12 protein-coding genes are annotated in these 14,821 nt (G+C 72.9%); 5 read left to right on the top strand and 7 right to left on the bottom strand.

Annotated features, from left to right (window positions below; all coding sequences use genetic code 11):
• The first annotated feature begins 368 nt into the window (after nucleotides 1–368).
• Nucleotides 369–1,913: a hypothetical protein gene (locus AOK16_RS22630; RefSeq protein ID WP_240483704.1), complete on the top strand. Its 1,545-nt coding sequence runs from the start codon at nucleotides 369–371 to the stop codon at nucleotides 1,911–1,913.
• 132 nt (nucleotides 1,914–2,045) lie between these two features.
• On the opposite strand, the gene AOK16_RS22625 is transcribed toward AOK16_RS22630, so the two are convergent.
• Nucleotides 2,046–2,402 carry a HesB/IscA family protein gene (locus AOK16_RS22625; RefSeq protein ID WP_055474005.1) on the bottom strand — a complete coding sequence of 119 codons (357 nt, stop codon included), beginning with the start codon at nucleotides 2,400–2,402 and terminating at the stop codon, nucleotides 2,046–2,048.
• A 280-nt stretch (nucleotides 2,403–2,682) separates the two neighbouring features.
• Here AOK16_RS22625 and nadA point away from each other — a divergent pair, with 280 nt between their 5' ends.
• Nucleotides 2,683–3,861: a quinolinate synthase NadA gene (gene nadA / locus AOK16_RS22620; RefSeq protein ID WP_055474004.1), complete on the top strand. Its 1,179-nt coding sequence runs from the start codon at nucleotides 2,683–2,685 to the stop codon at nucleotides 3,859–3,861.
• 600 nt (nucleotides 3,862–4,461) lie between these two features.
• Here nadA and AOK16_RS22615 read toward each other — a convergent pair.
• From AOK16_RS22615 to AOK16_RS22595, 5 genes are all read right to left on the bottom strand, one after another.
• Entirely contained in the window at nucleotides 4,462–7,659 is a 3,198-nt protein-coding gene (locus AOK16_RS22615; protein WP_055474003.1) for an efflux RND transporter permease subunit, read from the bottom strand.
• 148 nt (nucleotides 7,660–7,807) lie between these two features.
• On the bottom strand, nucleotides 7,808–8,494 hold the full coding sequence (locus AOK16_RS22610; RefSeq protein WP_055474002.1) for a response regulator: 687 nt from the start codon (nucleotides 8,492–8,494) through the stop codon (nucleotides 7,808–7,810).
• Nucleotides 8,491–9,828 carry a sensor histidine kinase gene (locus AOK16_RS22605; RefSeq protein WP_055474006.1) on the bottom strand — a complete coding sequence of 446 codons (1,338 nt, stop codon included), beginning with the start codon at nucleotides 9,826–9,828 and terminating at the stop codon, nucleotides 8,491–8,493. Before AOK16_RS22605 ends, AOK16_RS22610 begins: the two co-directional genes overlap by 4 nt.
• 95 nt (nucleotides 9,829–9,923) lie before the next feature.
• Complete coding sequence (gene pspAA / locus AOK16_RS22600) at nucleotides 9,924–10,202, bottom strand: PspA-associated protein PspAA (protein ID WP_055474001.1); 279 nt, start codon at nucleotides 10,200–10,202, stop codon at nucleotides 9,924–9,926.
• 37 nt (nucleotides 10,203–10,239) lie between these two features.
• Nucleotides 10,240–11,019, bottom strand: a complete 780-nt coding sequence (locus AOK16_RS22595; RefSeq protein WP_055474000.1) for a PspA/IM30 family protein — start codon at nucleotides 11,017–11,019, stop codon at nucleotides 10,240–10,242.
• Between the two features lie 225 nt (nucleotides 11,020–11,244).
• Here AOK16_RS22595 and AOK16_RS22590 point away from each other — a divergent pair, with 225 nt between their 5' ends.
• A complete protein-coding gene (locus AOK16_RS22590) occupies nucleotides 11,245–11,850 on the top strand; it encodes a DUF3043 domain-containing protein (RefSeq protein ID WP_240483703.1) in 606 nt (201 codons plus the stop codon).
• Between the two features lie 86 nt (nucleotides 11,851–11,936).
• Nucleotides 11,937–12,659: a class I SAM-dependent methyltransferase gene (locus AOK16_RS22585; protein ID WP_055473998.1), complete on the top strand. Its 723-nt coding sequence runs from the start codon at nucleotides 11,937–11,939 to the stop codon at nucleotides 12,657–12,659.
• A gap of 177 nt (nucleotides 12,660–12,836) precedes the next feature.
• Here the strand turns inward: AOK16_RS22585 and AOK16_RS22580 are convergent, their stop codons facing one another.
• Entirely contained in the window at nucleotides 12,837–13,055 is a 219-nt protein-coding gene (locus AOK16_RS22580) for a hypothetical protein (RefSeq protein WP_055473997.1), read from the bottom strand.
• 111 nt (nucleotides 13,056–13,166) lie between these two features.
• Between AOK16_RS22580 and AOK16_RS22575 the strand changes: the two genes are divergently transcribed.
• Nucleotides 13,167–14,372 (top strand): bifunctional adenosylcobinamide kinase/adenosylcobinamide-phosphate guanylyltransferase, encoded by a 1,206-nt coding sequence (locus tag AOK16_RS22575; protein WP_055473996.1) that lies wholly within the window; start codon nucleotides 13,167–13,169, stop codon nucleotides 14,370–14,372.
• Nucleotides 14,373–14,821: the final 449 nt, after the last annotated feature.

Below are 14,821 nucleotides of genomic sequence, written 5' to 3'. Positions count from 1 at the left end.
CGGCGACGGCGAGCAACCGCCGCGATGGCGAGCCACCGACGGCGGGCAACCACCAGCGGCGTGCAGCCAGCCGCGGCGGGCAACCACCGCGGCGGAGACCTGCGGTCCCGGTGGGCCGCGGCTGGCTGCACGCCGCTGGTGGTTGCCCGCCGTCGGTGGCTCGCCATCGCGGCGGTTGCTCGCCGTCGCCGGCGGAATGGCTTGCCGCTGCGGCGGGAAGCCCTGGTCGGCTGGCCGAAGGGCACCGAAGAGGCCCATCCTGCCGGGAGAGCCCCATCCCGCCGGGCGGCAGTGGCAACGGAACCGGCTGCCGTGTCGTGGCGTCCAATGCGCGTCCCGCAGGTGAGCGGAGCCGAAGGAGTGACGCGGTGAGCAGCGAGCAGAGCCCGGGGGCCGGCTCCGAACCGGAGCCCCGGCACGAGAAGTACGAGCCCGGGGCCGACCAAGCCGCACGGCAGCACGAGCCCGCGCCCGTACGCCGCGGTCGGCGTCCTGGGCTGGTCGCGGCCTGTGTCGCGGCGGCCGTGCTGGTGGCCGGGGGCGGCGGCGCGTACTGGGCCTCGACCGCCTCGGACGAGAGCGATTCCAGGGCCGGGGGCGGCAGGTCGGCCGGCTTCCCCGCCGCGGACGGTGACGACCCGCCGCCGCTGGAGCTGGACGGATACGGGCGGCAGCACGGCGGGGCCGCCGAGGGCGAGGGGCCGGGGATTCTGCCCGGCGAGCCGGATCCGAACGGCGCGCGCTACCGCGCCGAGGGCCCGCTCCCCGACGGCCCCGGCGAAGCGCCCGTCCACCGCGCCCAGGACGGCGTGAGCCGCGACCGGGCCGAGCGGCTGGCGAAGGCTCTGAGGGTGGCGGGTGAGCCCCGGCTGGTCCAGGACACCTGGAAGTTCGGCCGGGCCGGTGGCGAGGCGCTGGACGTGAGCCGCACGGCGCCTGGCACCTGGACGTACGTCCGGGGCGACGGCGACGCGCGCGGCGGCCGCCCCGTCTCCGAGCGGGCGGCGGCGAAGGCCGCCGGGACCGTGCTCGACGCCATCGGGCTGAGCGGCGCGAAGCTGGACGCGGGCCGGACCTTCGGCGGCGTACGGGTGGTGAACGCGAGCCCGGTGCTCGACAGGCTGCCGACGTACGGCTGGCAGACCGGGCTGCAGATCGGCGCGGACGGCCAAGTGGTGGGCGGCAGCGGGCACTTGACCGAGCTGACCCGCGGTCCGGAGTATCCGGTGATCGGGGCCGGGGAGGCGCTGAAGCTGCTCAACAGGTCGGCGGGCGGAAGCGGCCGGGTGGGCATCGGCGGCTGCGCGTCGGCCATGCCGCACGAGGAGCGGGGCGGCGGCAAGCGGGCCGGGGCCGACGGGCCGCACACCCTCCCCTGCCCGCCGGGCGGCCCGGTCGCCAAGCCGCGCCAAGTGACCGTGCGGGACGCGGTGTTCGGGCTCGCGGTGCACTTCGTGGACGGGCGGCAGGCGCTGGTGCCGTCGTGGCTGTTCGAGGTGGGGCAGCGGGGCAGCGGGGACACCTTCACGGTGACCTATCCGGCGGTGGAGCCGAAGTACATCGCCGAGCCGGGCCGGCGGCCGCACCAGCCGGGGCGGGAGCCTGGGCAGCGGCCGAGCGAGGAGCCGGAGCGGCACGGCGGCACTCCCGTGCACATCAGCTCGTACGCGGTCGAGGGCCGGACGCTGACGCTGACCTTCTGGGGCGGAGTGTGCAGCACGTACTCGGCCGCCGTGGAGCGTTCGACCTCGCGCGAGGTGGCGGTCGAGGTCACGGCCAGGGACAAGAAGCCCGGCCAGGTCTGCATCAAGATCGCGAAGCGGTTCGAGACGCAGGTGACGCTGGACGAGCCGCTGGGCGACCGCCGGGTCGTGGACGCCTCGACGGACAAGACCGTCACGCAGACGCGCTGAACGCGCGAAGGCGAGACTCACCGAACAGGCGGAGGCAGGACTCACCGAACGCGCGGAGGCGGCGGACCGGATGGAGAACCGGTCCGCCGCCTCCGTACGCGGCTGCCGGGCGCGAAAGGCCCGGGGCGGCGCCTAGTTGAACGAGTCGCCGCAGGCGCAGGAGCCGGTGGCGTTGGGGTTGTCGATCGTGAAGCCCTGCTTCTCGATGGTGTCGACGAAGTCGATGGAGGCACCGCCCAGATACGGGGCGCTCATCCGGTCCGTGACGACCTTGACGCCGTCGAAGTCCTTCACGACGTCGCCGTCGAGCGAGCGCTCGTCGAAGAAGAGCTGGTAGCGCAGGCCGGAGCAACCGCCGGGCTGGACGGCGACGCGCAGCGCGAGATCGTCGCGGCCTTCCTGCTCCAGCAGCGCCTTGACCTTGGCCGCGGCGGCGTCGGACAGAATGATGCCGTCGCTCACGCTGGTCTTCTCGTCCTGAACGGACATCTGCTCTCTCCCGGGTTGTACGGACTGCTTGCCGTCGGCTGCAACCAGCGCGGCCGCGAATTCATTCCGGGCCCGACGCCTGGTCTTTCCGCGCCTTCAGCTTTCATGCTCGCACACCCCCGCGGAACGGGGCACGGCCTGTGGATGGCGCGGGGTACGGGCACCCGGGAATGCGTCACATCGACGCGATGGCCATCGTCAAAGTGACACGAAGCAGTTATGATAGATAACGTCAATCAGACGAAAAGGCTTGTCTGCGGAAACAGAAAGGGTGCGTGCAGTGACCACCGCCCAAAGTCTCGATGTCCAGCCGACGCCGCTCGCCCTTCTCCTCCTCGGCCGCGAGGCCGACCCGAAGAGCGAGCGCGGTGTCGAGTGCCCGGGCGACCTGCCCTCTCCGTCCGACCCGGACCTGGTGGAGCGCGCCCGGGCGGCCAAGGAGAAGCTCGGGGACAAGGTCTTCGTACTCGGTCACCACTACCAGCGTGACGAGGTGATCCAGTTCGCGGACGTCACGGGTGACTCCTTCAAGCTGGCGCGGGACGCGGCCGCCAGGCCCGAGGCGGAGTACATCGTCTTCTGCGGTGTGCACTTCATGGCCGAGTCCGCGGACATCCTGACCGGCGACGCCCAGCAGGTCGTCCTGCCCGACCTCGCCGCCGGCTGCTCGATGGCCGACATGGCGACGGCCGAGCAGGTGGCCGAGTGCTGGGACGTGCTGTCCGAGGCCGGGATAGCCGACGTCACGGTGCCCGTCTCGTACATGAACTCCTCCGCCGACATCAAGGCGTTCACAGGCCGGCACGGGGGCACGATCTGCACTTCCTCCAACGCCAAGCGGGCGCTGGACTGGGCGTTCGAGCAGGGGGAGCGCGTGCTGTTCCTGCCCGACCAGCACCTGGGGCGCAACACCGCCGTGCGCGACATGGGGATGTCGCTGGCGGACTGCGTCGTCTACAACCCGCACAAGCCGGGCGGCGGCGTGAGCGTCGAGGAGCTGCGCGCGGCGAAGATGATCCTGTGGCGCGGGCACTGCTCGGTGCACGGGCGCTTCTCGCTGGAGTCGGTGCGGGACGTGCGGGAGCGGATCCCGGGAGTGAACGTGCTGGTGCACCCCGAGTGCCAGCACGAGGTCGTCGCGGCCGCGGATTACGTGGGATCGACCGAGCTCATCATCAAGACCCTGGAGGCCGCCCCGGCCGGGTCGAAGTGGGCGATCGGCACCGAGCTGAACCTCGTACGGCGGCTGGCGAACCGTTTCGCCGACGAGGGCAAGGAGATCGTCTTCCTGGACCGCACGGTCTGCTTCTGCTCGACCATGAACCGGATCGATCTGCCGCACCTGGTCTGGGCGCTGGAGTCCTTGGCGGACGGCAAACCGGTCAACCGCATCCAGGTCGACCCGGAGACCGAGAAGTACGCGAAGCTGGCGCTGGAGCGGATGCTGGCGCTGCCGTAGGCCTGCGGCCCGCACGGCACGACTGGGCCCTTGGCCCACACCTGCGGTGTGGGCCAAGGGCCCAGGTGTTCTACGGCGGGGCTCCGCCCCGCCGACCCCACTCGCCCGGCGCAGCCCCGCCCGACGAGTGGCCGGGCCATGCCCGCCCCGGGGCTGACGGCGGCCGTAGCGCCCGCCGCCGAGTCGGGGTGGGGACCCGGAACGGGTAGTCGGCCAGCCGGTCGTCGGTGGTGCCCCCGCCGAGCGGCAGCCCCGGCCGCAAACCCGCCACAAGACGCGGCGACCCAGAGCAGCCAGCCGACCAGCCGATCGTCGGTAACGCCCCAACCGAGCATCCGCCCCGACCGCAAGCCCCCACCAAGACCCAGCGAGAACTCAGGGCAGCAGGCGGCGGTCGTCGGTGGCGTCCGGCCGATGAGCGGTGGGGCCGCCACCGGCGAACCAGGTGACGATCTCCACGTCCGGTGCGGGGGCGACCGGCGCCGAGGCGAGGCGAGGCGAGGCGAGGCGAGGCGAGGCGAGGCGAGGCGAGGCGAAACGCCGGAGTGCCCCGGGCCGTTCGGGCCGGGGCACTCCGGTTTCAGAGGGGCGGTCGGAGGGTCAGACGCCGGCCCGCTCCGGAGTGCGGTCGGTGTCCTCGTCCGGTTCCGCGGACGGCTCCGGCGACGCCTTCGCCGCCCGCTTGGCCGCCTTCTTCTTCGCCCGGCGCTCCTTGCGGAGCTCGACCATCGCGTAGAGGGTCGGGACGAGGAGGAGGGTGAGGAGGGTGGAGCTGATCAGGCCGCCGATCACCACGACCGCCAGCGGCTGCGAGATGAACCCGCTGTCGCCGGTGATGGCGAGCGCCATCGGCAGCAGCGCGCAGATCGTCGCGAGCGCCGTCATCAGGATCGGGCGGAGGCGGTGGCGGCCGCCCTCGACGACGGCCTCGACGATGCCGTAGCCCTGCGCCCGGTACTGGTTGATGAGGTCGATCAGCACGATCGCGTTGGTGACCACGATGCCGATGAGCATCAGCATGCCGATCAGCGCCGGGACGCCCATCGGCGTACCCGTGACGACCAGCAGGCCGATCGCGCCGGTTGCCGCGAACGGGATGGACACCAGCAGGATCAGCGGCTGGATCAGCGACCGGAAGGTCGCGACCAGCAGCATGAAGACGATCGCGATGGCCGCCAGCATGGCCAGTCCCAGCGAGGCGAAGGCCTCGTCCTGGTCCTGGGAGACGCCGCCGATCTCGGCGGTGGCCCCCTTCGGCAGGTCGAGCGCGTTGATCTTCGACTGGAGCTGGGTGGACACCGCGCCGGTGTTGTCACCGGTCGGCTTGGCCGTGATCGTCGCCGCGCGGGCGCCGTCGATCCGGGTCATCTGGACCGGGCCGGGGACCGTCTTGACGTCCGCGATCTCGGAGAGCTTGACCGCGCCCGCCGGGGTGGCCAGCTGCAGGTTCCTCAACTGGGCCTCGGTGACGGCCGGTTCGGCCGACTTCACCAGGATGTCCCGCTCGGCGTCGCCGAGGACCGCCTTGCCCGCGGGCGTGCCGCGCACCGCCTGGGCGACGGCCTGGCCGAGGGTGGCCTGGCTGAAGCCGTAGCGGGCGGCCTTCTCGTTGGCCGAGACCGAGATCCGCGGCACGCTCACCGACAGGTCGCTCTCCACGTCGGTGACGTCGTCCAGCTTCGCGACCTCGCCGCGTACCTCCTCGGCCGCCTTGGCGAGGGTGTCCGCGTCGGCGGCCTTGACCACGACGCTCAGGTCCTGGCTGCCGAAGCCGTCGCCGGCCGCAACCGTGGTCTGGCCGATGCCCTCGCCGAGCCCGTCCAGGCCCTCGCGGATCTCCTCGACGGTGGCCTGCGCGTCGTCGGAGTCCTTCAACTTCACCTGGTACGAGGCCTGGTTGGCGCCCGTACCGCCGCCGAAGGCCGCCATGATGCCGGAGGAGCCGACGGTGACCTGGTAGTCCTTGACCTCCTCGATGCCGTCCAGCATCTTCTCGATCTTCCGCGCCGAGTCGTCGGCGGCCTGGAGGCTGGTGCCGGGCGCCAGCTCCTGCTTGATCGAGAGGGTGTCCTGGGCGCCGGGATCGAAGAAGTTGGTCTTCAGCAGCGGCGCCATGCCGAAGGTGGCGACGAGCACCAGGACCGCGATCACCAGGCTGGTGAAGCGGCGCCGGGTGGCGAACCGCAGCACGGGCACGTACAGCCGCTGGAGCGGGCTGCGCGCCTCCTTCTCCTCCTGGGAGCGCCGCAGTTCCTCGGGGTCGACAGACTCGCTGCCCTTGGGGGCGCGCAGGAACCAGTACGAGAGCACCGGCACGATCGTCAGCGAGACGACCAGCGAGGCCAGCAGCGCGACCGTGACGGTCAGCGAGAACGGCCCGAACAGCGCACCCACCATGCCGCCGACGACGCCGATCGGCAGGAAGACCGCGACGGTGGTCAGCGTCGAGGCGGTGATCGCCCCCGAGACCTCCTTGACCGCGCCGAGGATGGCCTTCTGCCGCTCCTCGCCGTACGAGAGGTGGCGCTTGATGTTCTCCAGGACCACGATCGAGTCGTCCACGACCCGGCCGATGGCGATGGTCAGCGCGCCCAGGGTCAGCATGTTGAGCGACAGGTCGCGGGTCCACAGCACGATCAGCGTGATGACCACGGACAGCGGGATGGAGACCGCGGTCACCAGCGTGGAGCGCAGCGACACCAGGAAGACCAGGATCACCACGACCGCCATGGCCAGGCCGAGGAGGCCCTCGGTGGTGAGGCTGTCGATGGACTGGGAGACGGCCGGGCCCTGGTCGCTGACGATGGTGATCTCGGCGTTGCCGCCGAGGTCCTGGCGCAGCGTGGGCAGCTTGTCCTTGACGGCGTCGGAGATGGCGACGGCGCTGCCGTCCTGACCCATCGTCACCACGATGCCGAGGCTGGGCTCGCCGTTGGTGCGGGTGATGGAGGTCGCGGTGGCGTCCTCCTCCTGCACGGTGGCGAGGTCGCCGAGGCGTACGGGCTTGGGGGCGCCGCCGGATCCGCCCGCGCCGCCGCCCTGGCCCGGCCCGGCGGCCGCCGTGGACACCCGGATGTCCTCGATCTGGCCCACCGAGGTGTAGCCGCCGCCGACCTGGACGGTCTTGCTCTTGCCGTCCTCGGAGAACGAACCGGCGGGCAGCGAGGCCCCGTTGGCCTCCAGCGCCTGCGCCAGCGCGCCCGCCGTCAGGCCGGCCTTGGCGAGCTTGGCGTCGTCCGGGGTGACCGAGACGACGCGGTCGCGGACGCCGTCCACGGTGACCTGGCCGACGCCGTCGATGTCCTTCAGCGCCGGGACGACCGAGCGGTCGAGCTGGCCGGCCAGCGCCTGCTGGTCCTTGCCGGAGGTGACGGCGAGCACGACGGTCGGCATGTCGTCCGTGGAGCCCGCGACGACCTGCGGGTCGACGGCGTCGGGCAGCTGGGAGCGGACCCGGTTGACGGCCTGCTGGACGTCGGCGATCAGCTGGTCCGAGCCGCTGCCGTAGTCGAACTGGGCCATCAGGACGGCCGAGCCCTCGCTGGCCGTGGAGGTGATGCCGGTGATCCCGTCGACCGACTGGATGGAGTCCTCTAGCGGTTCGACGACCTGCTTCTCGACCACATCGGGGGACGCGCCCTGGTACGGGGCCAGCACCGACACCATGGGCAGGTCGATGGAGGGCAGCAGCTGCTGCTTGAGCTGGGGTATCGCGACGGCGCCGAAGGCGATCGCGACGACCGCCATCAGGGCGATCAAACCCCTTTGTACGAGGCTGATTCTGGACAGCCAGGACATGGGAGGAGGTCTCTCTTCTGTTGCCGATCGGGAGCAGGGCTTACCGCCCGCTTATACGATCAGCCATGCCGAGGGGTGGTTTCCTCGCTCCAGAGGCCGGTTCTCGCCACCGCCGCGTACCGCAGGCGCAGTACGGCCCGCTACCACGTCAGTCGGCCCTCGGGCGGACGAGTCCGGTTTCGTACGCGATGACCACCAGCTGGGCCCGGTCGCGCGCGCCGAGTTTGGCCATCGCGCGGTTGACGTGGGTCTTGACGGTCAGCGGGCTGACCTCAAGCCGGTCGGCGATCTCGTCGTTGGAGAGGCCGCCCGCGACCAGCACCAGGACCTCGCGCTCGCGCCCGGTGAGCGCGCCGAGCCGCTCGATGTCCCGGCCGCGCCCGGCAGCGCCGTCCGAACTGTCCGGTTGCGACAGGAACTTGGCGATCAGTCCCTTGGTCGCGGCCGGGGACAGCAGCGCCTCGCCGGAGGCGACGACGCGGATCGCGGAGAGCATCTCGTCGGGCTCGGCGCCCTTGCCCAGGAAGCCGGAGGCGCCCGCGCGCAGCGAGCGCACCACGTACTCGTCCACCTCGAAGGTCGTCAGCATCACCACGCGTACGCCGTCCAGGGCCGGGTCCGCGCTGATCTCGCGGGTGGCGGCGAGCCCGTCCGTGCCGGGCATCCGGATGTCCATCAGCACGACCTCGGCGCCCCGTTCGCGCACCAGGCGGACCGCCTCCGCACCGTCCGAGGCCTCCCCCACGACCTCCATGTCGGGCTCGGAGTCCACCAGAATGCGGAACGCGCTGCGCAACAGCGCCTGGTCGTCGGCCAGCACCACCCGGATCGTCACGGCGCCCCCTCCCGCGCGGCCTCCCGCGCCACGGTGAGCGGCAAGCGTACGTGGACGCGGAACCCGCCCCCGTACCGCGGCCCCGCCTCGCACTCCCCGCCGAGGGCGGCGGCGCGCTCCCGCATGCCCAACAGACCGTGGCCACCGCCCGTTTCGCCGCCCCTGGCGGCCTCGGCGGACCGCTGCTGGACGACGGGGGCGCCCTCCCCGGCCACCCCGTCGTCCAGCACCGTGACCTCCAGGAAGTCCCAGGCCCTGGCGATCCGCACGATCGCGCCCGCCTCCTCGCCCGCGTGCTTGTGGGTGTTGGTGAGCGCCTCCTGGACCACGCGGTACGCGGTGAGGTCGACGCCGGCGGGCAGCTCTCCGATGACGGCGGGGGCGTCCTCCGGGCGGCGGGAGTGCCAGGGGCCGCGGGCGGCCGTGGAGGAGATCTCGACCTCGACGGGCAGCCCGGCGCGGGCGAATCCGTCGACGAGCTGGTCGAGCAGCCCGAGCCCGGGCGCGGGCTCGGTGGGCGCCTCCGGGTCGCCGTACTGCCGCAGCAGGCCGACGGTGGCGCGCAGTTCGTTGAGCGCGGACCTGCTGGCCTCGCGTACGTGCGCCAGCGCCTCCTTGGCCTGGTCGGGGCGGTTGTCCATGACGTGGGCGGCGACCCCGGCCTGGACGTTGACCAGCGCGATGTGGTGGGCCACGACGTCGTGCAGCTCGCGGGCGATGCGCATCCGCTCCTCCGCGACCCGGCGCCGCGCCTCCTCCTCGCGGGTCCGCTCGGCCCGCTCGGCGCGCTCGCGGATGGCGTCGACGAACGCCCGGCGGGAGCGGACGGCGTCGCCCACGGCGGCGGCCATGCCGGTCCAGGCGAAGATCGCGAGGTTCTCCTGCCCGTACCAGGGCTCGGGGCCGAAGAGCATCGCGCTCGCCGTCAGGCCCACGGCGGTGAGGAGCGCGATCCGCCAGGTCGTGGAGCGGGAGGTGCGGGAGCCGACGGTGAACAGGGCGATGGCGGCGGTCATCGCGACGGGGGTGCCGCGGCCGCCGGGTCCCGTGAGGATCTCGACCAGGGTGAGCCCGCCGGTCACGGCGAGGACCGTGCGCGGGGCGCGCCGGCGCGCGACCAGCGCGCCGGCGGCGAGCGCCGCGAGGACGACGCTGAGGGGCTCCGGGGAGTGCGCCCCGTAGACCGAGCCGTGCATGCCGCGGCGCTCGGTCATCATGCCCGTGATCATCAGCGTCAGGACGACCGAGGCGACGGCGAGGTCGAGCGCGAGCGGATGGGCACGCAGCCAGCCGCGGGGGCGGGCGAGAGCCGGGCCGGGGGCGAGGGTGGTCACGAGGAGCAACGGTAAGGGTTTGCGCAACCCGGGTGACACCCGCAGACGACCCGGCGGCCGCGCCTCCACCGGGGCGCGGCGCGCGGGCCCGCGGGCTAACTCGGGATCAGGCCGTCGTCGCTGAGCATCTCGCGGACCTCTTCCAGGGTCGCCTCGGGGGACGGGAGGATGAGATCCGAGGGCTCCAGGGCGTCGTCGGGGAGCGGCGCACCGAACTCGCGTACCTGGTCGAGCAGCGCGTTGAGCGTGCGGCGGAACCCGGGACCGTCCCCGCTCTCCATCTCCGCCAGCAACTCGTCGTCCAGCTTGTTCAGCGCGGCGAGGTGGCTCTGCGCCACCTCCACCTGCCCCTCCCCCATGATCCGTACGATCATGTCGACCTCCAGATCGGCCTCGCCGGGCGAGGGTCCACTACTGCTTGTCGAACCGGTGCCCCTCGGGCTGCTGCTTCGCCTCGCCCTGCGCGCCGCCCTCGATGGCCTGCTGCGAACCACCGCTGCCGCCCGCCAGTTCGGCCTTCATCCGCTGGAGCTCCAGCTCCACGTCCGACCCGCCGGAGATGCGCTCCAGCTCGGCGGCGATGTCGTCCTTGGCCGTACCGCTCTGGTCGTCGAGCGCGCCCGAGGCCAGCAGCTCGTCGATCGCGCCGGCCCGCGCCTGGAGCTGCGCGGTCTTGTCCTCGGCCCGCTGGATGGCCATGCCGACGTCGCCCATCTCCTCGGAGATGCCGGAGAAGGCCTCGCCGATCCGGGTCTGCGCCTGGGCGGCTGTGTAGGTGGCCTTGATGGTCTCCTTCTTCGTGCGGAAGGCGTCGACCTTGGCCTGGAGCCGCTGGGCCGCGAGCGTCAGCTTCTCCTCCTCGCCCTGGAGGGTCTGGTGCTGCGTCTCCAGGTCGCTGACCTGCTGCTGGAGCGCGGCCCTGCGGGACAGTGCCTCGCGGGCGAGGTCCTCTCGGCCCAGCGCGAGCGCCTTGCGGCCCTGGTCCTCGAGCTTGGCCGACTGCCCCTGGAGCTGGCCGAGCTGCAGCTCCAGGCGCTTGCGGGAGGTGGCCACGTCGGCCACTCCGCGGCGCACCTTCTGCAGCAGTTCCAGCTGCTTCTGGTACGAGTAGTCGAGGGTCTCGCGCGGGTCCTCGGCCCGGTCCAGGGCCTTGTTGGCCTTCGCGCGGAAGAGCATCCCCATCCGCTTCATGACACCGCTCATGGGCCTCGCGCGCCCCCTTCTCCGGGCTCGGACTCCAGCACGTCTACAGACCCAACAGTACGGGTCCCGCCTCCATTACCGCACTGTTCGGGACGCGATGGGCTCCTCCTCCAGGACGATCAGTGACCGCCGGTATCCGGCCCAGGGAGTAGGTGGGCCGTTGCCGGATCGTTCTCGACGGGGCTAGGGCCCGGCCACCGGGACCCCGTACCCTTGGACTTTGTGTTCCGAAGCCGTGCCTCCTCCGAGAAGCGGTCCGCCGTCACCAAGATGACCGCGGACCCGCAGCAGCCCCGCGACCCGCAGGCCCCGAAGGGCCGCCCCACCCCCAAGCGCAGCGAGGCCCAGACGCAGCGCCGCAGCCTGGCGTCGACGCCGGTCAACCGCAAGGACGCCGCCAAGCGCCAGCGCGAGGCCCGCCGCGCGGACCTGGCGAAGCAGCGCGAGGCGCTCGCGAGCGGCGACGAGCGGTACCTGCCGGTCAGAGACAAGGGGCCCGTGCGGCGGTTCGCGCGGGACTTCGTCGACTCGCGGTTCTGCGTCGCCGAGTTCTTCCTGCCGCTGGCGGTGCTGATCCTCGTCTTGAGCATGCTGCCGTCGGCCCAGGTCAAGAACATCTCGCTGCTGCTGTGGCTGGGCGTCATCATCATGATCGTGATCGACTCGGTCGGGATCTCCATCCGCCTGAAGAAGCGGCTGCGCGAGCGCTTCCCGAACGAGAACCTCCGCGGCGCCGTGCCGTACGCCCTGATGCGCACCCTGCAGATGCGCCGGCTGCGGCTGCCGAAGCCACAGGTCAAGCGCGGAGAGCAGCCCTGAGCGCAGCCACCGGCTTCGAGGGTGCCACCGACTTCGAGGGCGGCGCGGCAGCCTGGCTCGGCCGGCTGGGCGGCATCCGCAACGTCGTGCGGCAGGAGCTGGTCGCCCGCCAGCTGGAGGAGCAGATAGCCGGCCGGTTCCCGGTCGGGCAGCGGCTGCGGGTCCTCGATGTCGGTCTCGGCCAGGGGACGCAGGCGCTGCGGCTGGCCCGCGCGGGCCACAAGGTGACCGGCGTGGAGTCCGACCCCCGGATGCTGTCGGCCGTCCGCGCCGCGCTGGCCACCGAGCCCGAGGGCATACGCGAGCGGGTGCGGCTCGTCCACGGCGACGGGCGCGACACCGGCGCCCAGTTCCTGCCGGGCAGCTTCGACGTGGTGCTGTGCCACGGCGTGCTGATGTACATAGCCGAGCCCGACCCGATGCTGGCGGGCCTGGCCCGCGTCCTGGCACCGGGCGGGCTGCTGTCCCTGCTCGTGCGGAACGCCGACGCGCTGGCGATGCGCCCCGGGCTCACCGGCGACTGGGACACCGCGCTGGCGGCCTTCGACTCCCCCGCGTACACCAACCGGCTCGGCCTGCGGGCGCGGGCCGACCGGCTGGCCGGGCTCACGGCGACGCTCGACGGGATCGGCACGCCGCTGCGCGCGTGGTACGGCGTACGGGTCTTCACCGACCAGGCCGCCGACGACGAACAGCCGCCGAGCGCCGAGGAGTTGGCGAAGCTACTGACCGCCGAGGAGCGGGCCGGGCGCACCGACCCGTACCGCGCGGTGGCGGCGCTGCTGCACCTGTGCGGCGTACGGGGCTGAGTCAACCGAAAGAAAATTCAGGCACGTCCGAGTCGCTGCGCCTGTGCGGCGTACGGGTTGAGCCCTGAAGTCGGCCGACTTCAGGGCTCGTTGAGGGCTTGGCCCCCCGTTGAGACTTTGCCCCCTGTTGAGGCTTGCCTCCAGGCGGCCGGACACCCCCGCGGCCGGGCAGCCGGACTACCCCGCGGCTTCTTCCTCGCCCTGGAGGCTCATCGGCCCGTAGGTCTTGGTGCCGTCCTCGAAGAGCGTCACCTGCTCGGTGCCGCCGTCCAGCAGGTCCTTCCAGGTCTCGCCGATCCAGGACTCGGCGTCGCCCTGCGTGGCGAACTCCTCGGGCTCCACCGCGGGCACCGTCTCCGTCCCGTCCGACTTCTCGAACCGCCACGTCCACGCCATGTCCGCCTCCTGGAAACCTTGGGTGCTCCGAGTGGATGCTGCCCCGCAGCCTAACGGGCCGTACGGGTGGCCCCGCGCGCTCGTGGCGCGACGGCGCGAGACGATCTGCGGGTGGAACTGACTCTGCTCGGCACCGGAGCCCCCGGCGGGCTGCCCCGCCCCGACTGCCCCTGCGCCGCCTGCGCGGCCGCCGTCGGCGAGGAGGCACGGGCGGCGACCGCGCTGCTGGTGGACGGCACACTGCTGCTCGACCTCACGCCGGGCGCGGCGCTGGCCGCGGCACGGGCAGGGCAGTCGCTGGTCGGCGTGCGGCAGGTGCTGCTGTCGCATCCGCAGAACGGGCCGGCCGTCGAGGTGCCGGCGGGGCTGCCGTCGCCGGGGCGGGTGCCGGACGGCCGCGATCTGACGCTGATCAGCGGGCACCGGGTGCGGGCGGTCGCGGTGGACGTGCCGGGGACGGCGTACGCGGTGACGAGCCCCGACGGGACCCGGCTGCTGTACCTGCCGCCGAAAGCCGCACCCGCGGGCCTGCCCGAGGAGGTCGAGCCGTACGACATGGCGGTGCTGGACGTGGTCGGGCGGCCCGACGCGCTGGCCCGGCTGCGGGCGGTGGGCGCGGTGACGGCGGTGACGGACGTGCTGGCGGTGCACCTGGACCACAGTGTGCCGCCGGGCGCGGAGCTGCACCGCAGGCTCGCGGCGGCGGGGGCGCGGGCGGTGCCGGACGGGGAGACGCTGCTGGTCGGCGAGTACCACGCGGTGCCGGACCTGCCGCGGCGCACGCTGGTGCTGGGCGGGGCCCGCTCGGGCAAGTCGGTCGAGGCGGAGCGCCGGTTGGAGTCCTTTCCGGACGTGGTGTACGTGGCGACGGGCGGCACCCGGGACGGGGACGCGGACTGGGCGGAGCGCGTCGCACACCACCGAGAGCGGCGACCGGGATCCTGGCGCACGCGGGAAACCTGCGATCTGGTGCCGCTGCTGGCGGCCGACGGGCCGCCGCTGCTCATCGACTGCCTGGCGCTGTGGCTGACCCACACGATGGACGAGGCAGGGGCCTGGGACGACGGGCGGTGGGCGGACGGGGAGGCCCGCCGGGAGGTGCGCGCCCGGACGTCGGCCCTGATGGAAGCGGTGCGCACCACCCGGCGCACGGTGGTGGCCGTATCCAACGAGGTCGGCTCCGGCGTCCACCCCGCGACATCCTCCGGCCGCCGCTTCCGCGACGAACTGGGCCGCCTGAACACGGAGTTCGCGGCAGAGTGCGAACACGTCCTGCTCCTCGTAGCAGGCCAGGCCCTGCCGCTGCGCCCCCACTGACAGACGGCCTGCGACCCGCTCGCCGATCTCGGTGAGCCCGCCTCACGAGCCCCGCTTGCCGGCCTCGGTGAGCGAGCCTCACGAGCGCCGGCCCACGCCAAGCCCGACACCGCCGGACCGCGCCGTACGACGTCCCGCCGTCGTGGCAGGAGGTTTTCTCGGACGTGTCCGAGAGGGGCTCCTGCCGGGGCGGCGGACCGGCCCGCCGAGCTGTGTCTCGACGCGGCGGCGGGAGCTGTTCGCCCAGGCCATGGCGATGGGACGCCGGGCGGAGTGGTCCGGCAGTGCGAGCTCCGCGCGACCGCCCGGGGCCAGACGCCGCCGCGCCACGTCCTACTGGCGGCCGACTAGCCACGGGCCCGGGCCCCGGATGGCCCGGCCCGGGGCCGCGGCTGGGCGGTGCGGGCCCGCGGTTGGTCGGTGGGCTGGGAGTGGGCGGTGGTGGGGGA

This window comes from Streptomyces pathocidini, from assembly GCF_001418495.1.
GTDB lineage: Bacteria > Actinomycetota > Actinomycetes > Streptomycetales > Streptomycetaceae > Streptomyces > Streptomyces pathocidini.
Note: the sequence above shows the minus strand (reverse complement) of the source record. Positions and strands in the feature narration are given on the sequence as shown.